The 23,455-nt window shown below is 64.4% G+C and carries 20 protein-coding genes and 3 tRNA genes; 10 read left to right on the plus strand and 13 right to left on the minus strand.

The features are described from left to right. The first annotated feature begins 120 nt into the window (after positions 1-120). The 4 genes from orn to BFN03_RS10910 all read left to right on the plus strand — a co-directional run bounded on the left by orn (position 121) and on the right by BFN03_RS10910 (position 2,452). Complete coding sequence (gene orn / locus BFN03_RS10895) at positions 121-720, plus strand: oligoribonuclease (protein WP_070380827.1); 600 nt, start codon at positions 121-123, stop codon at positions 718-720. Between the two features lie 85 nt (positions 721-805). Beyond that, a tRNA-His gene (locus tag BFN03_RS10900) sits at positions 806-881 on the plus strand. 130 nt (positions 882-1,011) lie between these two features. Then, positions 1,012-1,407, plus strand: a complete 396-nt coding sequence (locus BFN03_RS10905; RefSeq protein ID WP_070379017.1) for a tautomerase family protein — start codon at positions 1,012-1,014, stop codon at positions 1,405-1,407. Positions 1,408-1,786: 379 nt separating this feature from the next. Further along, positions 1,787-2,452, plus strand: coding sequence for a hypothetical protein (locus BFN03_RS10910; RefSeq protein WP_070379018.1), 666 nt, complete (start codon positions 1,787-1,789; stop codon positions 2,450-2,452). An 8-nt stretch (positions 2,453-2,460) separates the two neighbouring features. Here BFN03_RS10910 and BFN03_RS10915 read toward each other — a convergent pair whose 3' ends face one another. Next, entirely contained in the window at positions 2,461-3,690 is a 1,230-nt protein-coding gene (locus BFN03_RS10915; protein ID WP_070379019.1) for a L,D-transpeptidase, read from the minus strand. A 287-nt stretch (positions 3,691-3,977) separates the two neighbouring features. Between BFN03_RS10915 and BFN03_RS10920 the strand changes: the two genes are divergently transcribed. Beyond that, positions 3,978-4,050: transfer RNA gene (locus tag BFN03_RS10920), tRNA-Lys, on the plus strand. A 153-nt stretch (positions 4,051-4,203) separates the two neighbouring features. Here BFN03_RS10920 and BFN03_RS10925 read toward each other — a convergent pair. Continuing rightward, positions 4,204-4,425 carry a DUF3618 domain-containing protein gene (locus BFN03_RS10925; protein WP_070379020.1) on the minus strand — a complete coding sequence of 74 codons (222 nt, stop codon included), beginning with the start codon at positions 4,423-4,425 and terminating at the stop codon, positions 4,204-4,206. A 159-nt stretch (positions 4,426-4,584) separates the two neighbouring features. On the opposite strand from BFN03_RS10925, the gene bcp reads away from it, so the two are divergent. Beyond that, positions 4,585-5,058 (plus strand): thioredoxin-dependent thiol peroxidase, encoded by a 474-nt coding sequence (gene bcp / locus BFN03_RS10930; protein ID WP_070379021.1) that lies wholly within the window; start codon positions 4,585-4,587, stop codon positions 5,056-5,058. 34 nt (positions 5,059-5,092) lie between these two features. Here the strand turns inward: bcp and BFN03_RS10935 are convergent, their stop codons facing one another. The 3 genes from BFN03_RS10935 to BFN03_RS10945 are packed head-to-tail and all read right to left on the minus strand — an operon-like array spanning position 5,093 to position 7,008. Beyond that, positions 5,093-5,512 carry an arsenate-mycothiol transferase ArsC gene (locus tag BFN03_RS10935; RefSeq protein ID WP_070379022.1) on the minus strand — a complete coding sequence of 140 codons (420 nt, stop codon included), beginning with the start codon at positions 5,510-5,512 and terminating at the stop codon, positions 5,093-5,095. A gap of 45 nt (positions 5,513-5,557) precedes the next feature. Further along, positions 5,558-6,625 carry an ACR3 family arsenite efflux transporter gene (arsB, locus tag BFN03_RS10940; RefSeq protein WP_070379023.1) on the minus strand — a complete coding sequence of 356 codons (1,068 nt, stop codon included), beginning with the start codon at positions 6,623-6,625 and terminating at the stop codon, positions 5,558-5,560. Continuing rightward, positions 6,622-7,008: an ArsR/SmtB family transcription factor gene (locus BFN03_RS10945; protein WP_070379024.1), complete on the minus strand. Its 387-nt coding sequence runs from the start codon at positions 7,006-7,008 to the stop codon at positions 6,622-6,624. The genes arsB and BFN03_RS10945 overlap by 4 nt, the downstream gene beginning before the upstream one ends. Before the next feature lie 160 nt (positions 7,009-7,168). On the opposite strand from BFN03_RS10945, the gene BFN03_RS10950 reads away from it, so the two are divergent. Further along, complete coding sequence (locus BFN03_RS10950) at positions 7,169-7,849, plus strand: TetR/AcrR family transcriptional regulator (protein ID WP_442971884.1); 681 nt, start codon at positions 7,169-7,171, stop codon at positions 7,847-7,849. On the opposite strand, the gene acpS is transcribed toward BFN03_RS10950, so the two are convergent. Together acpS and BFN03_RS10960 are read right to left on the minus strand one after the other, a co-directional pair. Further along, positions 7,841-8,233 (minus strand): holo-ACP synthase AcpS, encoded by a 393-nt coding sequence (gene acpS / locus BFN03_RS10955; protein ID WP_070379026.1) that lies wholly within the window; start codon positions 8,231-8,233, stop codon positions 7,841-7,843. The genes BFN03_RS10950 and acpS overlap by 9 nt on opposite strands. 23 nt (positions 8,234-8,256) lie before the next feature. Continuing rightward, positions 8,257-17,601 carry a type I polyketide synthase gene (locus BFN03_RS10960; RefSeq protein WP_070379027.1) on the minus strand — a complete coding sequence of 3,115 codons (9,345 nt, stop codon included), beginning with the start codon at positions 17,599-17,601 and terminating at the stop codon, positions 8,257-8,259. 524 nt (positions 17,602-18,125) lie between these two features. Here BFN03_RS10960 and BFN03_RS10965 point away from each other — a divergent pair. The 3 genes from BFN03_RS10965 (at position 18,126) to BFN03_RS10975 (ending at position 19,156) form a co-directional block, all read left to right on the plus strand. After that, a tRNA-Leu gene (locus BFN03_RS10965) sits at positions 18,126-18,212 on the plus strand. Positions 18,213-18,332: 120 nt separating this feature from the next. Further along, positions 18,333-18,794: a transcriptional regulator gene (locus BFN03_RS10970; RefSeq protein ID WP_070379028.1), complete on the plus strand. Its 462-nt coding sequence runs from the start codon at positions 18,333-18,335 to the stop codon at positions 18,792-18,794. Continuing rightward, entirely contained in the window at positions 18,791-19,156 is a 366-nt protein-coding gene (locus BFN03_RS10975) for a DUF3817 domain-containing protein (protein WP_070379029.1), read from the plus strand. Before BFN03_RS10970 ends, BFN03_RS10975 begins: the two co-directional genes overlap by 4 nt. A 21-nt stretch (positions 19,157-19,177) precedes the next feature. Here the strand turns inward: BFN03_RS10975 and rdgB are convergent, their stop codons facing one another. The 6 genes from rdgB to BFN03_RS11005 all read right to left on the minus strand — a co-directional run bounded on the left by rdgB (position 19,178) and on the right by BFN03_RS11005 (position 23,409). Next, a complete protein-coding gene (gene rdgB, locus BFN03_RS10980; RefSeq protein ID WP_084385769.1) occupies positions 19,178-19,777 on the minus strand; it encodes an RdgB/HAM1 family non-canonical purine NTP pyrophosphatase in 600 nt (199 codons plus the stop codon). A 22-nt stretch (positions 19,778-19,799) separates the two neighbouring features. After that, positions 19,800-20,588 carry a ribonuclease PH gene (gene rph / locus BFN03_RS10985; RefSeq protein WP_070379031.1) on the minus strand — a complete coding sequence of 263 codons (789 nt, stop codon included), beginning with the start codon at positions 20,586-20,588 and terminating at the stop codon, positions 19,800-19,802. A gap of 44 nt (positions 20,589-20,632) precedes the next feature. Next, complete coding sequence (locus tag BFN03_RS10990; protein WP_198163259.1) at positions 20,633-21,391, minus strand: cyclic nucleotide-degrading phosphodiesterase; 759 nt, start codon at positions 21,389-21,391, stop codon at positions 20,633-20,635. A gap of 77 nt (positions 21,392-21,468) precedes the next feature. Beyond that, positions 21,469-22,203 carry a rhomboid family intramembrane serine protease gene (locus BFN03_RS10995; protein WP_084385590.1) on the minus strand — a complete coding sequence of 245 codons (735 nt, stop codon included), beginning with the start codon at positions 22,201-22,203 and terminating at the stop codon, positions 21,469-21,471. Further along, positions 22,166-23,128 (minus strand): PLP-dependent cysteine synthase family protein, encoded by a 963-nt coding sequence (locus BFN03_RS11000; RefSeq protein WP_070379033.1) that lies wholly within the window; start codon positions 23,126-23,128, stop codon positions 22,166-22,168. The genes BFN03_RS10995 and BFN03_RS11000 overlap by 38 nt, the downstream gene beginning before the upstream one ends. Before the next feature lie 8 nt (positions 23,129-23,136). Next, positions 23,137-23,409, minus strand: coding sequence for a MoaD/ThiS family protein (locus BFN03_RS11005; protein ID WP_070379034.1), 273 nt, complete (start codon positions 23,407-23,409; stop codon positions 23,137-23,139). Positions 23,410-23,455: the final 46 nt, after the last annotated feature.

Below are 23,455 nucleotides of genomic sequence, written 5' to 3' on the forward strand. Positions count from 1 at the left end.
TACCTTTCGAGACCACAAAGAGACGACTCCATCGAGCAGCATTGCAGTGACACAAACGCGAAAAGGGAAATTGTCCACCGCCCGACTGCCTCCCACCCTCGCGTGACTACTGTGTTCCTGGTGCAGGACAAACTTGTGTGGATCGACTGTGAAATGACCGGCCTTCGGCTCGGTTCCGACAAGCTGATCGAGATCGCGGCTCTGGTCACGGACAGCGAACTGAATGTGCTCGGTGATGGTGTCGACATCGTCATCCATGCCGACGACGAAGCTCTCGCCTCCATGCCCGACGTCGTGGCCAAGATGCACGAGAATTCTGGACTGACCGAAGAGGTTCGGAAGTCCACCGTCACCCTCGCCGAGGCCGAGCAGCAGGTGCTCGCCTATATCCGCAAGCACGTTCCGGTGGCGGGCACCGCTCCCCTGGCCGGAAACTCGATCGCGACCGACCGCGGGTTCATCACGCGTGACATGCCCGACCTCGACACCTATCTGCACTACCGCATGATCGATGTCAGCTCCATCAAGGAACTGTGCCGCCGCTGGTACCCGCGAATCTACTTCGGTCAGCCCGAGAAGGGTCTTGCCCATCGCGCTTTGGCCGATATCCAAGAGTCGATCCGCGAGTTGAAGTACTATCGGAAGACCGCTTTCGTAACCGATCCAGGCCCGTCTACCAGTGATATTGCTGCTGTCGTGGAGGAACTCGGGCCCGCCTGAGATATCGATTGGCTTCTCGGGCACCGGACACGCTAGTATCTTCCTCGCCGAAGGTACTGCCCCCGGGCGGTGTCGCAAGCGCATGGTGAGTGTAGTTCAGTTGGTAGAGCACCAGGTTGTGATCCTGGCTGTCGCGGGTTCGAGTCCCGTCACTCACCCCAACGAAGAAGCACCGCCCCACCTGCGAGAATGCAGGTGGGGCGGTGTGGTTTCCATACCCCGAAACGAGCAAGATCTCCCCGGTAGGGCACTGCGGGGTAGCACGAGGCTTGATGTGCGAGGATTGGCCGCATGCCGAGCTCTCTGATCGAAGTCCGACGTAGCTACTCCGAAGCGGAAGAGGCGCAGCTCATCGACGCTGTACACGGGGCGTTGGTCGAGGCATTCAAGATTCCAGAGGAAGACAAGCACGTACGCCTGATCTCGTACGCACCGCACCGGTTCAGCCATCGACCGGGTCTCTCGCAACCAGAGTGCTTCACCCTCGTGTCGATAGATTGCTTCACTGGGCGCTCGAAAGATGCCAAGCGCGCACTCTATGCAGCTGTTGTGGCCCGGCTATCCGATCTGGGGATTCCCCGCGATCACATAACGGTCCTTCTCCGCGAGATTCCAATGGAGAACTGGAGCATTCGCGGAGGGCAGGCTGCCTGCGATGTCAACCTTGGCTTCGACGTTAACGTCTAACCGCGTACTCCCGGCCTCCGGAGTGTCGAAATCCCTTGCGATGACCGAGGTTCGAGTCCCGCCACTATTGCAACCGGGTCCGAGGCCCACGTAGTCGGTTGTCACCGCCCCGCTCACGCGTCGGCGTTACCGGCCTTCCACCCTGACAGGGTCGGAGCGGAGAGCCCTATGCGGCCAGCTGATCAGACCTTCCGCACCAGCCCATTGGCCGCTGCAAGGGCCATTCGGACTGGTCGGTAGCTATAGCCGCCCGTGGCCAGACCTCTTCAGGTAGCCAGATAGCGGGTCGAGGCCACCACCCAGCCTGATCTACAGCAGCAACACTCAACGTAGATCGCATCGTGGTGGCGATGTCAGACGCCATCGGTAGCTTCCGAGCATGAACGCTCATCCCATCGAGTGGGGCGAACTCGTCCCAATCCTTGCCGCGCTGACCGTCCTACAGATTGCACTAGTGTCCGTTTCGAAATTGATTGCGCTGTCGGACCTGTTCAAGGTCAAGCGATTCGGGCACTACTCCGAAGCAGCCGCAACATTCAGCTACTGCACGTCGTCCCTGGCCGCTATCACCGTTTGGTGGAGTGGTGATCCCATGACACCGATCCAACCCGCCGACCGCCGACATGTCACGGTTGAATGGCTCCAAGTGTCCACAGTCATCTACGTCACATTGCTGGTGTTCCTCGTAATGTTTCTGCTCCCATTGCATTGGTTTCGTTGGCGCATCTTCACTGTCTACTTCGGTGGATTGGCAATTGCGATCCTGGCCCTTGCAATAGCAATCTTCGTCACCCCGGAAGCCGTGTGGGCCACCTACACCGCAGTCGCCATCACCGTCATTTGGGTGTGCTACTTTCTCGCCTGGGGCATTCGCCACCTCAACTTCATAGTGGGGCGCGACGCGTTCGCCTCACATATCCGCCGCCGCTTCGTTAGATGGCTCAACCGCAAACCGGTCGTGCAGGTGCGAGAACTCAGCGGGTCTTCAACACAAGCGCGCAATCAAGAGGTGCTCATGCAACGAACGATGAAACGCCGTCGTTGATTGCGCCCTCACACGTCGGCGTTACCGGCCTTCCAGACCTCCCACGGAACGTTCCAGTCACCGAGGCCGTCAGTCCCCGACAACGTGCCGCCCACCGTGTTCTTGACGATCACGATGTCGCCGCGCTTCGTATTGTCGTACACCCACTTGGCGTTGGCAGGGCTGAGGTTCAGGCAGCCGTGGCTCACGTTCGTGTAGCCCTGCTGCGCCAACGACCACGGTGCCGAGTGGAAGAAGATGCCGCTGTAGGACATTCGAGTGGCCCAGTCGACCGGAGTCCTGTACCCATCGGCGGAGTTGACCGGCACACCGTAGGTCGAAGAATCCATGACGAGATGCGAATAGCGCTCTGCGATGATGTAGACGCCGTTGTCTGTCGGTGCGGCGTCCTTCCCCATCGACGTGGGCATCGTCATGATCACTTCGCCGTTGCGCTCGAAAGTCACCTGCTTGGTGTTGTCGTCCGCCGTGGCGACTACGGCGTCACCGATCGTGAATGCCGTGTGACCGTCCTCTTGACCGAACAGGCCGTCACCGAAATCCTGACCGAACGCTGCGACCTCGACCTCCACGGTGGTTCCGGGGGTCCAGAAGTGCTCGGGCCGCCAGCGCACCTCACGTTTGTTCACCCAGTAGAACGCGCCCTCGACCGGTGGATTCGTCGTCACCGTGATGGCAGCCTCAGCAGCCTCCCGGTCGGGAATGTCCTCGTCGAACTGCACGGCGACGGGCTGGCCGATGCCAACCACCTCACCCTCCCACGGCAGCACATACGGTTTGGTGACGTTGCCCGGTGCGCTGGTGGTGAACTCGGATGTTGATGTCGTGGCGCCACCCAGGCCTTTCGCGGCCACCTCCAGCCGGTACTTCCTGTCATAGCCCAGCGGCTCCGTGTTCGACCAGGACAACCCGCCAGGAGCTATCGCACCGTCGACCGGTTCGCCGTCGGGGTTGATCATGGTGACCTGTGCCAGCGTGCCATCGGACACTGTCACGCTGACGGGCTCCGCAGGCGAGACGCCCACGACCCCGTCAGTAGCCGACAGCGTTATCTTCGGCTTGATGAGTTCGGTGACCGGATTGGAGTCGATCGGCGCCTCGCCTTCCGACGTGACGCTGCCCGTACTCGATACGGTGCATCCTGCGATCGACAGTGCGAGTACGAGCGATGTCGCCACAATCGTTGCCGGCTTCGAGACCGAATTCACCGCCTGCGCGTGCCATTGTCCAACGCCCATAGAACACCCCGTTCACGTCCTTACTCCGAGATCACGCTTACGTCGTCGATTCCTTTGCCATTGCCGATGGAGCCGGTTCGTCGAGACCGCGTGGTTCCTTATGATGCCAGGCCGCCGGAAGCCGATTCCAAGTAAGCGATGCACAGCCCAGTAACGTTCGAATATCAATCGTGACCAGCAGTACTGGTGTACCCGGATGGGATGGATCCATCCGCAAGACGAACTTACGACCAGGCGATTTGCATTCCCGAGAAGCGAACCGCTAGTGTTCTGTCTCGCAAGAGCGAGCGCCTATAGCTCAGCTGGTAGAGCAAGTGACTCTTAATCACTGGGTCCGGGGTTCGAGTCCCTGTGGGCGCACTTGCAACAAGACCCCCATCTTCTCGCGAAGATGGGGGTCTTTCTCTCTTTCGCACCATCGCGCCACCGGTGAATGGTCACGCGGGCGCAAACAGCCCGTCGAGGTGTGAAATTTCCGCGAACTTCGCACCCCGACGGCGGGGTGAAGACCGTTCAGCGCAGCACTTTGCGAAGCAGCACCAGTCCCACCACGGCACCAGCGGCAATCAGTCCGTACTTGACTGCCGGCTCGTTCAGCTTCGAGATCAGAGTCCGCTTCGTGTTCTCCACGAGAACCTTCGGATTGGTGCGGACCGCCAACTCGTCGAGAGTGCTTGCGAGCTCATTACGTGCTTGTTCGATCTCACGCTCGATGCTCTCGGTGTCCCTGGGCACGTGTCCTCCAACTTGTTCGACTTTTCGATCAGCGAGAGCGACGCTACCGCGACGGTCCCACACTTGGGTCAACCGTAGACGAGACCGGAGGACCTGCGGCAACGTCTCCCCCAATCGCGCTCCGGCCGCGTCCACCCCTTCCCGGTAACCTGACTTCTCGTGACCGACAACAGCAGACTCGCCCCCGGAGACCTGGCCCCCGACTTCACATTGCCCGACGCCGATGGCAACGACGTCTCACTCACCGACTACCGCGGACGCAAGGTCGTCGTGTACTTCTACCCCGCAGCCGGTACGCCGGGTTGCACCAAGCAGGCGTGCGACTTCCGCGACAACCTCGCCGAGTTGAACGGCGCAGGCCTGGACGTGATCGGAATCTCCCCGGACAAGCCCGCAAAGCTGGCGAAGTTTCGCGACACCGAGGAACTGACCTTTCCGCTGCTCTCCGATCCCGAGAAGGCCACCCTCTCAGCCTGGGGCGCGTTCGGCGAGAAGAAGATGTACGGCAAGACCGTTCAGGGCGTCATCCGCTCCACCTTCCTCGTCGACGAGAAAGGGAAGATCGAGGTCGCCCAGTACAACGTCCGCGCCACCGGCCATGTCGCGAAATTGCGTCGGGATCTGTCCGTCTGATCAGCGACGCCGGCACGCCCCTGCACGAGGATGATCAGGACTCGGCAGCCTCGTGAAGTTCGACCACGAGCTGGTCTACTCGGGCTGCTATGTCGTCGCGGACCAAGCGCATCCGTTCGATGCCTTCGATGCCGCGTTCGGACGGCTCGTCCGTGTCCCAGCACTCGAACCGAGTGCCGGGCACGGGTTCGACGTGCGCCTCACGGCCGAGCGTGACCACCCGATCGATATCGCGGATCATCCCCGAATCGATCAGTGTCGGGATTTCACCGGAGATGTCGATGCCGAACTCCTGCAGCACCTGCGCCGACAGTGCATTGACCGCGGCCCCAGGCTGGGTGCCGGCCGAGTAGACGTCGACGGTGTCACCGGCAGCCTTGCGCATCAGTCCAGCCGCCATCTGCGACTTTCCGCCATTCTTGACACACACGAACAGCACGGAAGGTTTCGTCATCGGTCTTTCCTATCTGGATCGGTGAGTAGGGAGGTCAGCCCTTCTTCAGTCACGGGCGAAGCGTTTGCGTAGCGCCAAAGACACGTAGACCAGGCCGACCAGAACTGGAACCTCGATCAGTGGGCCGACCACCCCAGCGAGCGCCTGCCCGGAGGTGGCGCCGTAGGTGGCGATCGCGACCGCAATGGCGAGTTCGAAGTTGTTGCCCGCGGCGGTGAACGCCAACGTGGTAGTTCGCGCGTATCCGAGCCCCATCGCGACACCGAGGAGGTACCCGCCGCCCCACATGACCGCGAAGTACACAAGTAGCGGGATGGCGATCCGGACGACGTCCCAGGGTCGGGACGCAATCTGCTCACCCTGCAGCGCAAAGAGAACAACGATTGTGAAGAGCAGCCCGTACAGCGCCCAGGGCCCGATTCTGGGAACGAACTTCGACTCGTACCAGATTCTGCCCTTGGCTTTTTCGCCGTAGCGGCGGGTCAGGTAACCGGCGAGCAGTGGGATGCCAAGGAAGACGACCACCGACTTCGCGATTTGCCACGGCGAGGCCTCGATGGTGGTCTGCTCGAGGCCGAGCCACCCCGGCAGGATCGACAGGTAGAACCAACCGAGACCCGCGAACATGATCACCTGGAAGATCGAGTTCAAGGCAACGAGAACAGCGGCTGCCTCGCGATCTCCGCAGGCCAGGTCATTCCAGATGATCACCATCGCGATACACCGGGCGAGGCCGACGATGATCAGGCCTGTGCGGTACTCGGGTAGATCCGGCAGCAGCAGCCAGGCCAGGGCGAACATCAGCGCCGGACCGAGAACCCAATTGAGCAGCAACGACCCGATCAGTAGTTTGCGGTCGCCTGTGACGGTGCCCAGGCGGTCGTAGCGCACCTTCGCCAGCACCGGGTACATCATGATCAGCAGGCCGAGGGCGATCGGCAGCGAGATGCCATCGACTTCCACGGCACTGAGGGCATCGTCGAGTTCCGGGATCATCCCGCCCAGGAGCAGGCCGGCGACCATTGCAGCGCCGATCCAGACCGGCAGGAACCGGTCGAGGGTGGTGAGTTTACCGAGAACGGGGGCGTGTTCGGTGGTGATGACCTCGCTCATGCCGACCCCTCGGCACACACCTCGGACGGCACAACCGGGCCACTCTCGGTACGAAGCACCGCGCAGAGTCGCTGCAGAGCCGAGGGGATCACCCAGTAGTACACCCACGTTCCCCGGCGTTCGCAGTCCAGCAATCCGGCCTCCCGAAGCACCTTCAAGTGGTGCGAAATCGTCGGCTGTGACAGGTCGAACGACTCGGAAATGTCACACACGCAGGCTTCGCCTCCGGCATGGCTCGCGACGAGGCTCAACAACCGCAGTCGCACCGGGTCTCCGAGCGCCTTGAACATGTGCGCGAGATCACCGGCGGAGCCCCCGGTCAGCGGCTCCTTCACCAAAGGTGAGCAGCAAGCGCCAACCTCCGGGCTATCCTGATTCGACATTCGTCTATATTGACAGATATCGAATCGAAGTGCGACCCCGACCGTCGGTGAATCGATCGATGTACGACCCGCGGCGCCGAGGGGAACTTCGGAATCTACGACGAAAGACAGATAGCCTGGGGCGGTGGAGCCTTCAACCAGCAAGCAAACGCCTCGCCGTGTGGACCCTGCGTTGGAGTTGCAATCAGACCCGCAGGAGTTGATGCCCCGCAAACGTCCGATCCAGGAACGGAGTCGCCGCAAGTTCGACGCATTACTCGCCGCGTCGCGGGAGTTGCTGGTAGACGTCGGATTCGAATCGTTCACCTGTGAAGAGGTCGCGGCCCGCGCCGAAGTTCCGATCGGCACGCTCTACCAGTTCTTCGCGAACAAGTACGTGATCGTATGTGAACTCAACAGGCAGGACCTCGTCGGCGTCCAGCACGAGATAGCACAGTTCGACGGAGAGGTCCCGTCTCTGGATTGGCTGCGGTTCCTCAATTCCTTCGTCGACCATCTCGCGGGCCTGTGGACCTCCGACCCTTCGAGGCGAGAAGTGTGGCTGGCGATGCAGTCGACGCCCTCGACCCGAGCCACGGGGGCACTCCACGAAAAGGAATTCGCGGAGCAGATCTCCCGGATGCTTGCACCACTCACCCCTCATACGCCGCGCGAGCGCCGCAAGATGATGGCGGAAGTCCTGGTCCACGTCGTGTACTCGATGCTCAATTTCTCGGTACAGGACAATCAGAGCCACGCGGACGCCGTTGCCGAACTCAAACGGCTGATGGTGGCCTACCTATTGGTCGCCGAGAAGGAATCGCGATCATCGGCACCGAAGTCGGAGGTCTCCTCAGGGTGACTCGATGACGGCGAACGCGCCGGCCATGTCTCCGTCGTGAGTAAGGGATATGTGGATCCTCGCGTCCATCAGATACTCGGCGACATCTCCGCGTAGGCGGATACCGGGTCGCCCCCATGCGTCGGTCACCACCTCGATCAAGTGGTGAACCATTTCCGGCAGCACCGGTGGGCTGGCGAAGTGGGAAGTGGACCAAGCCTTGATCACTGCCTCCTTCGCAGCCCACCGGGCGGCGAAATGCCTTGCCGGATCAGAACTCCGGGTCGCGGCGTCGCGACGCTCGCCCGGTGTGAAGTTGTCGAGCATGGCCGTCCCCGGCCGGTCCATCTGCTCGGCGAACTCCGACACCGTCACGAGGTCGAACCCGATCCCCAGAACTCCCATCATGATTCCTACGCTCGACGTTCCTACTTGCAGCCGGGCAGACCCGAGCCGTACACGCCGTCCGCTCCCAGCCGAGCCGCCTCGGTGAGCAGCACGTCCGCCTCGAGCTGGCGTGCTGCCGCAGCCGGGACGCCGTCGCCACCGAAGCGGCGATCGGCGGGACGCTCGTAAAGGCCGGCGCCCCCGCACATCGCGCGGGCCAGACGACGCTGACCCTCGACGGTTCGCCTGCGAGCCTGATCGAGGTACGCCTCTCGCCTGTCAGCCGGGATCGACTCGACGAAAGCCTGCGCGTGTACCACCGCGATCATGCCGGATACATGCCCGAACCCAAGGCTGGTCAACAGACCGGCCCGCAGCGGGAACTGCTCGCCGAAGCGCAGCGGCTCCTGAGCCCATACAAGGTGGTCGAACTCGGACATCTTCTCGTCCACACAGTCGAGGCTGCGGTTCGGCGGGACGATGCCCTGGGAGAGCACCTGGCAGAGACCGATCAGCTGGAACGCGGCGGCACCACCCTTGGCGTGCCCGGTGAGGCTCTTCTGCGAGACGACGAACAGCGGCGCACCATCGCTGCGGCCGAGTGCCCCGGCGAGACGTTCGTGTAGCTCCGCCTCGTTGGGATCGTTGGCCGCCGTGGAGGTGTCGTGCTTGGAGATCACCGAGATGTCGTCCGCGCTCACACCCAGTGAGCCGAGCGACTGGGCGAGCCTGGAGTCCACTCCCCCACGGCCCGCACCGAGCGCACCGATGCCGGGGGCCGGGATCGACGTGTGAACTCCGTCCGCGAACGAGCCGGCGTAGGCGACCACGCCGAGAACGGGCAGGCCCATCTCGAGCGCAAGGTCACCACGCGCCAGCAGGATCGTGCCGCCGCCCTGGGACTCGACGAACCCGCCACGCCGGCGGTCGTTGGCCCGCGAGAATCGACGGTCGTCGATGCCCTTGGCCCGCATGTCATCGGTCTTGGCCGTCGCGGACATGTCACCGAATCCGACAATGCCCTCGATGTCGAGATCGTCGAATCCACCTGCGACCGCGAACTGCGCCTTTCCGAGCTTGATCTTGTCGACGCCCTCTTCCACGGAGACCGCGGCCGTGGCACATGCCGCAACCGGGTGGACCATGGCACCGTAACCGCCGACATACGACTGAACAACATGCGCCGCAATCACATTCGGTAGCGCTTCCTGCAGGATGTCGTTCGGCCGGCTCTCACCGAGCAGCGTGTCGATATACAGCGAGCGCATCGAGGTCATGCCGCCCATACCGGTGCCCTGGGTGTTGGCGACCAGTGAGGGGTGCACCCACCGCAGCAGTTCGCTGGGCGTGAACCCTCCGGTGAGGAACGCGTCCACCGTGGCGACGATGTTCCACAGGCCCACCCGGTCGACGGAGTCGGCCATGTCGGCCGGGATACCCCACTTGGTGACGTCGAATCCGGTCGGAACCTGACCGCCCACGCTCCGGGTGAGTTTCATCCGGCGCGGCACGCGGATCTCGGTGCCCGCACGACGGGTGACCTGCCAGTCACCGCTGTCGGGCACCTGGGTCGCGACCGTGTTCTCCGGGTCTGCCGAGGTGAAGCTCATGGCCTCGGCCTCGCTGCCGACAACGAAGGTCAGATCCTTGTCGAGGAACACCGACGTCAACAAGGGCGCGGTGTTCTCGACCATCGCACCGTCGTCTTCGTATCGGCGGATACCGCAGCGCTCGACGACCGTGTCGTGGTAGCGATCCGCAATCTCCGCCTCCGGAACCAGTTCACCACTCTCGGCGTCGTACCAACCCGGAGACGGTGTGGTCTCCCACACGACCAGTCCGGTGTTCCAGGCGAGTTCGAGAACGCCCGCGGCCGACAACTCTTCGTCGACCTCCATCTCGAAGCGAGTGCGTGCGGAACCGAACGGCCCGAGTTCACCGGCACCGACGATGACGACGAGGTCCTCGGGGGCCGCGGTGACGCTCGGCCACTGCGTGGTTACCGGCTCGGTGATCCGCGGCGGCGCCGGCAGGGCCGCGATCGTGTCGCGCTCGGCGGCATCACCGGTGGCGGCATCGGCTGCCTCCGCCGATTCCTGTGCTTGCTTCGCCAGGGCAGGCAAGTCCAGTTTCACCTCGGCGAGTCCGCCGGTCAGGTCGGCCCCCACCGGCTCGGTGGCGGCGAGGCGACGTGTCTCGGGCTTGCACCACCGCAGCAGTTCGGTGGCCATTTCCTTGGTGGACCACGTACGCACCCCGGCACTTTCGACTGCCTCGACCAGTGGGTCGTTGCCGCCCATCAGGCCGGTGCCGCGAACCCAACCGATAAGCGCGTGCACCAGCGTGACGCGATCGGCCCAGTTCCGCTCCGCCTTCCAGCGCGCGACGATCGCATCGAGCGCTGCCTTGGCCTCGCCGTATGCACCGTCGCCACCGAACAGACCGCGATTGGGGGAACCGGGCAACACCACGTGCAGGTGGGTGTCGACGTCCCTGTCGTAACCGATCTTGCCCAGTCCACCGATCAGGCGTTCCACCGACCACAGGAGTACACGCATCTCCATTTCGGCGCGGGCACCCGCGTCGGCCAGATCGCCCGCCACGCGGGGTGCGGCGAACGGGAACAGGAGCGTCGGGGTGACGACTTCCTTGACGAGCTTCTTCGATCCACCAGCGGTCTCGTACTGGGCCTCGCCGATCCACTCGATGAGCGAATCGATATCGGTGTAGGAGGCCATGTTTGCCGGGACCACCCAGAGGGCGGCGCCGCCACGAGCGTTGGTGCGGTAGAGATCGCGGTAGAAACGCAAACGCTCGTCGTCGAGACGTGACGTGGTCACGAAGACGGTGGCGCCTCCCGCTAGAAGCTTGCCCGCGACCGCGGCCGCGATGGAACCCTTGCTGGCTCCGGTGATGACGGCGATCTCGTCTGCCCATTCGCTCGTCTCGCCGACATCGGCAACCGCCACTTCCGCGATGCGCCCGTACTCCTCGGCGAGTGCTGCGCGGCCCTCTTCGGCCGCCCGGGACTGCCACCACTTGGCATGCGTGGCAACAGATTTTCCTGCACCGGCAAAGCTCTCAGCGCTGACGGGCGCAGAGCCTGCCGCAGCGGCGTCCCCTTCACTCGACCGAATCCACATGCGAGCCAGATCTTCACGCGTGCTGGCCCAACGGTCGTCGAGGAGGACAGCCCTGGCACCGTCGAACGCGGGAGCAACCAGACGCGGCCAGTCGGAACCGAGTTCCGCGGACACGAGGTCGATCAACTCGGTGTCGGTGGGTTGCAACTGCGTTGCCGTGTCGTCGGCGAGACCGAGTTGCTCGAGCACCAGCCGGGCCGCCGAAGCCAACACTCCATCGCGGCCGGTGATGTGTTCGGTGAACTCACCGAGCGCAGCAGCGTCCACGGTGCCCGCTGCGCCACCACCCGAGGATGGCAGCGAAACGCTGATCCCGCGCCGCGCGGCCACTGCGCCCACAGCGCCATCGATCGCGGCGTCCACTGCCGCGCCGTCTGCCAGACCGCCGGAGGCCAGACCGCCGAGCTCACCGCCGCGGATACTGGAACCATCGCGGGTTCCGAGCGCCACCTCGGCGGTGACATGATGCGCCCAGCCGTCGCCGAGTTCCCAGACCTTCTTCACACGATCCGCGATCGCTGCCGGGCGACGACCTGAAGGACCGAAGACCTTGCGGAGGTGGTCGGTGATCGAATCGGACAGCACCGGGCCGAAGGCCTTGTACGTGCGAGCCAAGGAATCGACAGTGCCGGCCAGCGAACGCATATCGGCATCGGCGGCACCGTCGATGGCACCGAGCGAGAGTTCGGAGCCAAGGTCGACGAGTAGCTGGTTACGGCGCGAGGACACGCCATCGCACAGCGCCTCGATCGTGTCGGCCGGACCGATCTGGTCGGGGCGAAGCTTGGTCCACAGGCTGATCAGCACAGCGGTGGCATCGGCAGCCGTGAACGCGATGTCGTCCGGCCGTGGCCCAGCGGACGGGGCCGCGGCCGGTGCGCTCGGGGCGGGCGCCGTGGCGGCGGGTGCTTCCGGCGCCGCGCCGGTGTCCGGCTCTTCGCTGACCTCGTCCTCCTCGGTCGGCGCCGGGTCGACGTCGGTGGAGTAGACGATGGACGCTTCACGCTCGATGTTGAGTACCTCGACCGGGTGGCCGAAGCGATCGGGCAGCTTCAGCGTCTGCGACGCCAAGTTCGCGACCGTCGGGACCGCACCCAGACCGATCTCGACGAACCGCTCGACCCCCAGCCCGCCGTCGGATTCGCCGGTGAAAAGCAGATCTTGCGTCTCGATCCAGCGCACCGGGCTGGCGAACTGCCACGCCAGCAGCTCAGTCAGCAGCACACGGGTGAGCTCCACCGGCTTGTTCGCCCAGGAGTCGAAGTCCCCCAGCACCTTCTCGAGGGGCTTCGAGGGAACCAGGTCGACGATCTCCTGCACGAACTCCTTCTTCAGGGAGAACGGCTTGGGAACAAGGTTCGGGATGTATCGCCCGATCAAAATGGCAGGGTCGATGTCCTGTGGAAGCAGTTCCTCGAGGCGACCACGGAAATCGTCGACACCCCTGCGCAGCACCATCGAGTGGAAGGGGACATCGATACCCGGGATCATGATGTACGCGCGCTTACCCCCGAAAGCCTCACGGCGGAGGTCGATTTCGCGCTCGAGCGCATCCAGCCCGGCGACCGTGCCCGCGACGACATACTGCGAACCGCGAAGGTTGAGATTCACCACCTGCAGGAACTCACCGGTCTGCTCGGCGATGCCGGTCACGAACGTCACGACGTCGTCGTCGCGCAGTCCGATCTGCGACGGACGGATCGCGGCCATCCTGTAGTCGGAACGCCCGGCCTCGTCGCGGGGGACGAGTGCGTGCATCGCCGATCCGCGTTGGAAGACGACCTCGAGCACAGCCTCGAGGGGCAGCACGCCGGCGACGGCAGCGAGGGCGTTGTACTCGCCGACCGAGTGGCCGGCCAGCAACGCGCCCTCGACGAACGCGCCCGACTCGCGCAACTCGGCCACCTGGGCCACACCGAGGGTCGCCATCGCCACCTGGGTGAACTGGGTCAGATGCAGGACGCCGTCCGGGTGCTTGTATTCGACACCGCGGGCCCTGACAACTGTCGGGTTGTCGCGGACGACCGCGAGGATCGAGAAACCGAGAGCACTGCGGGTGTGCTTGTCGGCGCGGTCCCAGATCTCGCGTGCGGCCTTCGACCGGGCACGGGCATCGAGGCCCATTCCGGCTTGCTGGATTCCCTGCCCGGGGAACGCGTAGGCGGTCCTCGGGGCGGCAGTGCGACCCGTCGCCACCATCACCAGGTCGCCGTCGATTCGGCAGCCGACCTCGACGATCTCGGCGCCGCGTTCGACTGCGACTCGGTCGACGCGAACGTCGATCTCGGCACCCGGCCGAACCATGCCCAAGAAGCGAGCGGTCCAGGCGGTGAGACGACGCGGCGGCATCCTGGTCTCGGTGCGGTCGACGGCGGTCACAACCTGCTGGGCAGCGGCGGACAGCCACATGCCGTGCACGATCGGGCTGCCGAGGCCTGCGAGCAACGCCGCGTTGTCAGCAGTGTGGATCGGGTTGTGGTCACCCGACACCTGGGCGAACGAGCCCATGTTGCGGGGAGCGACGATCGTGGTCTCGCGGCGACGGCGTCGCGGCGTGTCAGTGGCCTCGTCGCTGAGCGAGCCACCCGCGCGTGCCGGGTCGGCAAGTGCACCCTTGCCGGTACGCCCACGGATCGCGAAGCGTTCCGAGAGAGTGGCCACGGCAGGCGCCTCGAGGCCCTCGCCCAGCATGGCGCCGACGTCGACCTTGACCTCGACGACGCGACCCAGGTCGGTGTCGAGAACGGAGACGACCGCAGCCTTGACCACCAGAATGCTGGTCTCCGACGGCAGCTCCCCGACGAATTCGACGGTGTGGTCCAAGTGAACGAGGTCGAGCATTCCCTCGATGACCGACAACGAATCTTCGGTCTTCGCGCCACCGAGCACGGCGAAGACGGCGGGCCAGCAAGCACCGACGATCACGTCCGGGACGGCCCTACCACTGACGCTCAGCGTTGTGGGCAGACCCGAACCGGTGACACCGGCATGGTCGGCGACCAGATCGGGCATCCAGGCGACGTTGAGTCGCGCGACACCACCCTTGACAGTGGGTAACTCCTGACCTGCCGCAACCGCCAGGAGCGCCGTCATGGACTGCTCCGCGTCGACCTCGGTAACAACCGGGGCGCCACCGTCGGCGACAGATTCAGCCACCGTGATCCGGATGTTCACGGACTTTCCTGCCACCAGTGGAACGGTGAGAAGCACATGCTCGTCGTCGATGACGGAGAGTTCGGCACCTGTGGTCTCGTGGAACGCCTTGGTATCGGACTCGACCGACCACTTGTCGAGGTCACCGAGGCGGCGAACCGGGCTCTGGGTCAGGCGTGTAGCCCAGGTGATGTCAGGCGCGGAGAGAACCACGTCGATGAGGCCGGGCGCGACGTCCTGATGACGACGCCCGATCCGGGCGATCGGCGCTGCGCCTTCTGCGAGCAATTCGTCGTAAGTGGCCTTCTCGAAACGGTCGAGCAATTCACCGACAGGTTCGTCGACTCGCGTGATGCCCGCGACGGAAACGGTGCCCGGGATGACGCAGACCTGGTCCGCGGTGTAGCGGGGGTCGTGTGCCTGCCACAGGGAGTCGGAGCGCCACCAGCGACGGACGTCACCGTCCACGACAGGCACGAAGTTGACCGGCTTGCCTGGCGTCTTGCACAGCGACACGAAGAACGATACGTCCGCAGGATGTAGTGCGGTGGTAGCGAAATCGGGGTACTGGGCCGCCAGCGCGCAGATGGCGGCTTCGGGGCGCTCGAGGATCGCGGGGTCGGCGAACAGGGTGGGGATCGGCCCCCGGTCGACGGGGTGCAGACGCGACTCGGTGCGCTGAAGCATCTCTGAGAAGCGGTCGCGCCACGTGACATCGAGCCACGGGCTGACGGTGGCTTCGCCGATGGCGTCCTGAAGGTCTGTGCCGCAGTCGAATTCCTTCGCGGCATCGATCCCGACCGCCAGCTCGAGGTAGCGGCGGAGCCATTGCTCGTAGGTCATCGCCTCGACGTCACCGAAGTACGGCTTCGCCGTGATGTTCAGTGCCGCAATGATCTCGTCGCGGCGCTCGGCCACGGCGTCGGAATCGCCGGCGACCTCGTCGAGTAGTCGACCGGTGCGCGACGCGGCGTTGTCGATCTCGTGGATGTCGGCACCGAGCTGACTACGGCCCGAGGCCATGCCCCCCTCGGCGGTGCCCGCCGCTACCCAGTCCGGGGTTCCGGGAGTTTCGACGAGCAGTTTCTTTACCTCCGCAGAGGTGGTGGACTCCAGGGTGGCCATTGCGGCTGTGCCGACGAGGATGCCGTCGACGGGCATTGCCGGGAACCCGGCTTCGGCAGACCATCGGCCGGTCAGGTATTCGGCCGCCCGCTCGGGAGTGCCGATGCCGCCACCGACACAGATCACCAGGTTGGGCCTCGCACGCAACTCCGAGTAGGTATCCAGCAGCAGGTCGTCGAGGTCCTCCCACGAGTGGTGGCCGCCGGCCCTGCCGCCCTCGATGTGAACGATGACGGGGAACGACGGAACCTCGTTGGCGATGCGAATCACTGAACGGATCTGCGCGATTGTGCCCGGCTTGAAGACGATGTGGGTGATGCCGACCTCGGTGAGCTCCTCGATGAGCGCGACCGCCTCCTCGAGTTCCGGGATGCCGGCGCTGACGACGACGCCGTCGAACGGGGCGCCCGCAGCGCGCGCCCGCTGAACGAGACGCTTGCCTCCGATCTGCAGTTTCCACAGGTAGGGATCGAGGAACAACGAGTTGAACTGCACCGCACGACCGGGCTCGAGTAGCGTCTTCAGTTCCGCGACACGGTCTTCGAAGATTTGCTCGGTGACCTGTCCACCGCCGGCGAGCTCGGCCCAGTGGCCTGCGTTGGCGGCGGCGGCGACAATCTTGGCGTCGACGGTCGTCGGGGTCATGCCTGCCAGCAGGATCGGCGAACGACCGGTCAGCTTCGTGAACGCGGTCTCGACTCCGATGCGGCCGCCGGGAAGTGTCACCGGCTTCGGAAGGAACTCGGTCCACGCCGCCGGAACCTCGGGGGTCGCACCGGGGGTGAGAAGATTCCGCTGACCACCCCGAGTGGCGGCCGGGACGATCCCGACCCCCCGACCGCGAACGCTTGCCGAGGTCATTCGGGTGAGGATGTCCTCCGGACCCAGATCGAGGATCCACGCGGCACCGGCGTCGACGGCACCCTCCACGGCATCGACCCAGTCGACGGGGTCGACCAACGTACCGCTCGTGAGGGCGCGCGCCTTCTCCTCGTCCAGACCACAGCGCGCAGCCCACTGACCGACGATGTCGATCGTCTCGGCAAGAGCGGGGTGGTGGAAGCCGATCTCCACGCCGAGGGCCTCGAAGATCGGCGAGAAGACCGAGCCGCCACGCTTCTTGGCATCGCGCTCGCGTGCCTCGTCGGCCGCGATCTGCTCGCATCGTTGCTGCACGCGCGCCAGCTGGGCGGGCGGACCGGACAACACGACACGTCGCCGGGCGTTGCGGATGCTGAGGGCGGCGGCGCGCTCGGGATCGAGACCCTCCGCAAGTTCCCCGACGATCTGCCGAAGACGCTCCGGATCGACGTTGGAGACGGCAAGCATGGGGGTCGAGTCCGCTGCGGAGATCACACCTCGACGGCGCCCGACCAGCCCGGCTGCCGCACCGATCAGCTGCGTGAGCGCAAGGAGTTCACCGTCCTTCTCACCCGAGGAAGTCACCGCTTCGGCGGCGATGAGCCCCTGCGAGTGACCGATTACCGACACGGGAGGCGTAACCACGGGATCGAGACCCTGGGCCACCAGTGCACGCAATGCCGCGATCTGGGTGAGGAAGACGCCCGGGAGCGACACCGCCGCCGAGCTGAGCGCCGCATCGGAGGGGCCGCCGTCCTCTTTGTCTGCGAGTTCCTGCTCGAGGATCCACGCGATGGGATCGAATCCGGCCGGCCGCACGACGAGCAACTCCTGTGCCACGGGAGCCAGACAGGCGGCGGCATCGTTGACGATCTTGGTCAGAACGGGCTCGAGCCCGTTGTCACGGCTCAGTTCCTCGAGCGAGCTCAGCCAGGGCGCCCCCTGACCCCCGAAAGCCAACGCGTAGGGCTCACCCGCGCGCAGACGATCGACGAGGGTTCCCCGATACGACGACCGAACGTCGTCGCCTCTTCCTACGCCGACGTGCCGCGAACCCTTCACATTTCTCCCGTTTCCCGCGGGTGTCGTACCGTCAATCGTCACGCATGTGTCCTCTCCTGGTCCCCCTGGTCAGAGGTGGGAATGGCCGGGTCTGCCGCCCTCGGCGCGGAGCATCGGCTGTACCGGTTCTGATCAGCGCTCGAGGGCCGTTCAAGGTTGACACACAATTATGAGGATTTCCTCACGTTCATACCCCCTTACGGCCCCCGGGGTCGCGTAACGTGGGTACATCCGGTGATGTCACTCACAGGTTCCGTCAAAAGTGACTGCCGAGTAGCTCGCATCCACGCTGGACCCGGGTGGTGCATGGACGTCCAAGAACCTGAGGAATGTCTCATATTTATCGTTATCAATTCGTTATCATCTTGACGAGATATCGGGCTTATGCGTGCAGCCGGTTCGCCCACGATCTGCGACGAACTCCGGGGAGCCGGAAGCGCCTCGAAGCCAGACCGTGCACCTGAGGCTGACCCAGACCGTGCACCTGAAACTGACGTAGGTATGAACGCTCCCGTCGACCCGTGCGTGCGGGCGTCCTCCACCGATGACGTACTCTTAGCCTTCGCGCGCGAGTGGCGTAATTGGCAGCCGCGCCAGGTTTAGGTCCTGGTGTCCGAGAGGACGTGGGGGTTCGAGTCCCCCCTCGCGCACCACACGTGATCGCGAACCGTCGACCTGGCATCCGCCAAGGACACCCGGGCTACCATGTGACCATCGCCATACCGTCGACCCGCTCCTAGCAGCGCATTCGGCGATTCAGGTACCGTCACTACGTGTCCGGAACCCACAAGCAACGTCGTCCTGCGCTGATTCTGTTGGTGCTCGTCGGGGCTGTGGGGTGTCTCGCACTCGGCTGGTGGCAGTGGACTCGCTTCGAGGCGGTGGGGGGAACCGGTCAGAACCTCGGTTATGCCTTCCAGTGGCCGTTGTTTGCGGGGTTCCTCGTGTACTCGTATCGGCGGTTCGTCCAACTGGAAGACGCACGACTGCGGGACACCGAACTCGACAACGCTCAGCTCGAGGACGCTCAACCGGAGGACACAAACCCGGCGAACCGAGCCGATGCCCCGACTACACCTGCAACTTTGCACGAGATCCCGGCGGACCTCCTACCCTCTCGCCCCACGGTTGTCGAATACTCAGATCCCGACGACCCCGAGAACCAACAGATTTCGCAGTACAACCAGTATCTCGCCGAGCTGTCCGCTCGCGAGAACGATAGGAGTTCCACGTGAGCACGGGCCAAGACGAGAAGACCGCGAGTTCGGTCGCGGACACTTCAAAGCAGCAGAAGGTAGCCCCCGCGCTCCTGCGTTACCGTGTCCTCGCCTACGCCACCGGTATATGGCTGCTGGTTCTCACGGCCGAAATGGTCGCCAAGTACATCTTCCAGGTCGAAAATCTGCCCAGCTGGATCGCAGTAGTCCACGGCTGGGTGTACTTCGTGTACCTGCTGGTCACCATGGACTTGGCCGTGAAGGTCCGTTGGCCCGCGGGCCGGACGGTCGGAACCCTCCTCGCAGGCACCATCCCGTTTCTTTCCTTCTACGTCGAGCACCAGCGGACCAAGCAGGTTCGAACCGCCTTCGGCCTCTGACCGAGACCCCTACGCCACCGATCAGCGTTCGGTGAGCGCCGCCAGCGCGGAAACGAGTTGGACCAGGGCGCGTCCTCGATGCGAGGACGCGTCCTTTTCTTCCGGCGAGAGCTGCGCCGCCGATCTGGTGTCGGCATCCGGCAAGAAGACCGGATCGTAGCCGAACCCGCCGTCGCCTACCGGTTCACGGGCGATCGTGCCACGCCATTCACCCCGGACCACCGACTCGTCGCCACCCGGCACCACCAGGGCACACGCCGAGACGAAGTTGGCTCCCCGCCTGCCGTCGGGTACGTCCTGGACCTGCGCCAAGAGCAACGAGGTATTGGCGTTGTCGTCGCCGTGCACACCCGACCACCGCGCAGACAGGACGCCGGGCATTCCGTTCAAGGCGTCCACCTCGAGTCCCGAGTCATCTGCGACACAGGGCAATCCGGTCGCTTGTGCACCGTCACGCGCCTTGGCAAGAGCGTTCTCCTCGAATGTGGCGCCAGTCTCCGGCGCCTCCGGGTACTCCGGCACCGAATCGAGTCCGACCAGTTCGATACCGTCTACACCGGCCGACTCCAGGACTCGATGCAATTCACGGAGTTTCTTCGCATTGCGACTGGCCACCAGCACTCGCACGGCTGTCGACACCGATCTACCCTCCGAACTTCTTCTTCGACGTCTCCGGAACCTCCAGTTCGGGTAGGCCGCCGGGGTAGGGAAGCTCGAGGGCGGCCTTCTGAACCTCGAAGAGCTTCTCGCAGCCGGCCAACGCCGAATCCAGGAGCTTGTCGAGCGTGCTGCGCGGGAACGTTGCTCCCTCGCCGGTGCCCTGGATCTCCACGAGAGTGCCCGTATCGGTGGCCACCACATTCATGTCGACCTCCGCTCGCGAATCCTCCTCGTACGGCAAGTCGAGACGCACCCGACCATCGACCACACCGACACTCACCGCAGCGATGGCGCAAGAGATCGGTTGGGGGTCCGTGAGGCGGCCGGCAGCGCGAAGATACGACACCGCGTCCACGAGAGCGACATACGCACCGGTGATGGCGGCGGTACGGGTTCCACCATCGGCCTGTAGGACGTCGCAGTCGAGCGCAATCGTGTTTTCTCCGATCGCGGCGAGGTCGATGCAGGCACGAAGCGAACGGCCGACCAGTCGGCTGATCTCCTGAGTGCGTCCGCCCACCTTGCCCCTGACCGATTCGCGTCCACTGCGGGTATGGGTCGCGGCGGGCAACATGGCGTATTCGGCTGTCAGCCAGCCGAGCCCGGATCCTTGGCGCCACCGCGGAACGCTGTCTTCGACGCTGGCCGTGCACATCACCCTGGTATTTCCGAACTCCACCAACACCGATCCTGCGGGGTGCGTGGTGAATCCTCGGGTGATCTTGACCTCGCGGAGTTCGTCGTCCGCCCTACCGTCTGCTCGTGTGGTCACTCCCGAGAGCCTAGTCGCCCCTCGCGAACTCGGCCCACAGGCCGTCAGATGGTGTAGACGGCGCCCGCGGACACTGCATGGACGGGGCCGGAGAATTCGGCTTTCGCCTCGGCGATGACATCTTCGCGTGACGTCCACGGTGGAATGTGGGTGAGCAGCAGTTCGCCGACACCCGCGCGGTGCGCGACCTGACCAGCCTCGGTTCCCGAGAGGTGAATTCCCTTGGGACGATCCTTGCTGTGCGTCCACGACGCTTCCGCAAGCAACACATCGGCGCCGCGAGACAGTTCGATGACCTCGTCGCACATGCCCGTGTCTCCGGTGTAGACGAGTGTGCGCCCGGCGCCGTCGGTAACGCGCAGACCGTATGCCTCCGGTGGATGGTTCACCCTGCGCGCGATGATGGTGAGGTCCCCGAACGTGACGGGCTCGCCGTCCGTCCAACAGTGCACGTCGACCGCGTCGGAGATGTCATCGACCTCGGCTCCGCACTCGGCGGACGCCCCACCTATTCGGTGGGCGGTGTCGGAGGGCCCGTAGACGAGGGCACGTCCGCTCGGCGGTTGGGGGTGGTAGCGCCGCCACACCAGCAGGCTGGGCAGATCCAGACAGTGGTCGGCGTGCAGATGGCTGAGGAAGACCGAGACCTTGCCGGGGTCGGCGAATCGTTGGAGCGCACCGAGCACGCCCGGGCCGAAGTCGAGGACCAGCGGCGGCGTTTCCGGCGCGGTCAGCAGATAGCCCGATGCAGGTGAGTCTGGTCCGGAGACGCTCCCTGAACACCCCAGGACGGTAATGCGCATACCCGTCATGCTGCCACGACGACCCGATCCGGAAAAAGCTCCCACCAGTTTCGGCGCGTCGGCAACATGTGGCGGTCTCACACGAACGTTTGCGGGCCGATCGCCTTCCGATTCCGCTGCTTCCGGGCATCTGCGGAGAGCACCCAAGCGGCGATGACGCCACCCACGGCTCCGAACAGGTGTCCCTGCCAGGACACCAAGGGCGACGACGGGAAGACACCCCACAGCAAGCTGCCATAGAAGACGAACACCACGATGCCGATCAGGATCTGACCGACATTGCGAGTGAAGATCCCGCGGACCAGCAAATAGGCCAGCAGACCGAAGACCAGCACCGATGCACCGATGTGGTTGGTATACGACCCGCCGGTCAACCAGGTGCCCAGGCCGCCGACCACCCAGACGATTCCGGTCGCCGCGATTCCCCGTGCGATGCCCGACAGCAGCACGAGGAATCCGAGCAACAGCAGTGGGACGGTGTTCGCGAAGAGGTGAGCCCAGTCGGCGTGCAGAACAGGGGCGAACAGAATCCCCCAGAGCCCGTCGAGTGTCCTCGGTTCGATGCCGTTGTTCTGAAGACGGTCGTTCGTTGCGACGACGTCCACGAATTCGATCACGTACAGCAGAATCGTGAAACAGCCGACGAGGACTGCGGATGTAACCCATACGGGCCGAGGTTTCCGCGCAGGATCGGGCAGCGAACCGCCCCGGGGTACCGGCGAATTGGATTGCGAGGAATCGAACAGGTTGCTCACGATCCACGCCCCGCTCTGGTCATGCCCACAGTTGCCCCTCCAATGCTTCTTCAGCATCCTCGACCGTACCCTCGTAGGCGCCGGTCGACAGATATTTCCATCCCCCGTCTGCCACAACGAACGCGATATCCGCCGTTCGCTGCGCCTTGACTGCCTTGCGTGCGACACCGAGTGCGGCATGGAGGATGGCGCCGGTGGAAATGCCCGCAAAGATCCCCTCGTGCTCGACCAGTTCGCGGGTGCGGCGAATCGCGTCCGCGGGGCCGACGGACCAGCGGGAGGTGAGGATCGACTCGTCGTACAACTCGGGAACGAAGCCCTCTTCGATGTTGCGGAGACCGTAGACCAGTTCCCCGTACCTCGGTTCCGCCGCCACGATCTCGATCCCGTCCACGTGCTCGCGCAGATACCGTCCGACACCCATCAACGTGCCCGTCGTGCCCAGTCCGGCGACGAAGTGAGTAATCTCCGGAAGGTCCCGCAGTATCTCCGGGCCCGTGCTCTCGTAATGCGCGAGGGAGTTCGCAGGGTTTCCGTACTGGTAGAGCATCACCCAGTCGGGGTTGTTCGCAGACAACTCCTTGGCCACGGCAACGGCCTCGTTCGAGCCACCGCGAGCCGGTGAGTCGATGATCTGCGCTCCGAACATCGTGAGCAGCTGGCGACGTTCCACCGACGTGTTCTCGGGCATCACACAGATCAGCCGGTATCCCTTCAGTTTCGCCGCCATCGCAAGCGAGATTCCGGTGTTGCCACTGGTCGGCTCGAGAATGGTCGCTCCTTGCGTCAGGACACCGTCAGCCTCAGCCTGTTCGATCATGCGCAGCGCAGGGCGATCTTTCACCGATCCGGTGGGGTTGCGATCCTCGAGTTTCGCCCACAATCGCACCGGATGCGGACCGTCCCACCGCGGTGACAATCTCGGCAAGCCCACGAGGGGGGTGTCCCCAAGGGTGTCGAGAAGCGAATCGAACCGCGCCACGGCAGCGATCAGCCTCCCGCGACGGCGGGCAGGATGGTCACCGAATCCCCGTCGGCCACCTCTGTGTCGAGTCCACCCGAGAAACGGACGTCCTCGTCGTTGACGTACACGTTGACGAACCGGTGCAGCCGCCCGTCTTGGATGAGACGGTCCTTGATGCCTGCGCAACGGATGTCGAGGTCGTCGATGACGGCAGAGAGCGTGAGACCCTTTGCCTCCACTCGCTTTTCGCCACCTGTGTGGTTGCGCAAGATGGTCGGGATGGAAACAGTGACAGCCATGGTCGGCTCCTCGTGGGTGTGGGGTGTCTATCCGGCACGAGACCCG

The sequence above is a fragment of the Rhodococcus sp. WMMA185 genome, assembly GCF_001767395.1.
Taxonomy (GTDB): domain Bacteria; phylum Actinomycetota; class Actinomycetes; order Mycobacteriales; family Mycobacteriaceae; genus Rhodococcus_F.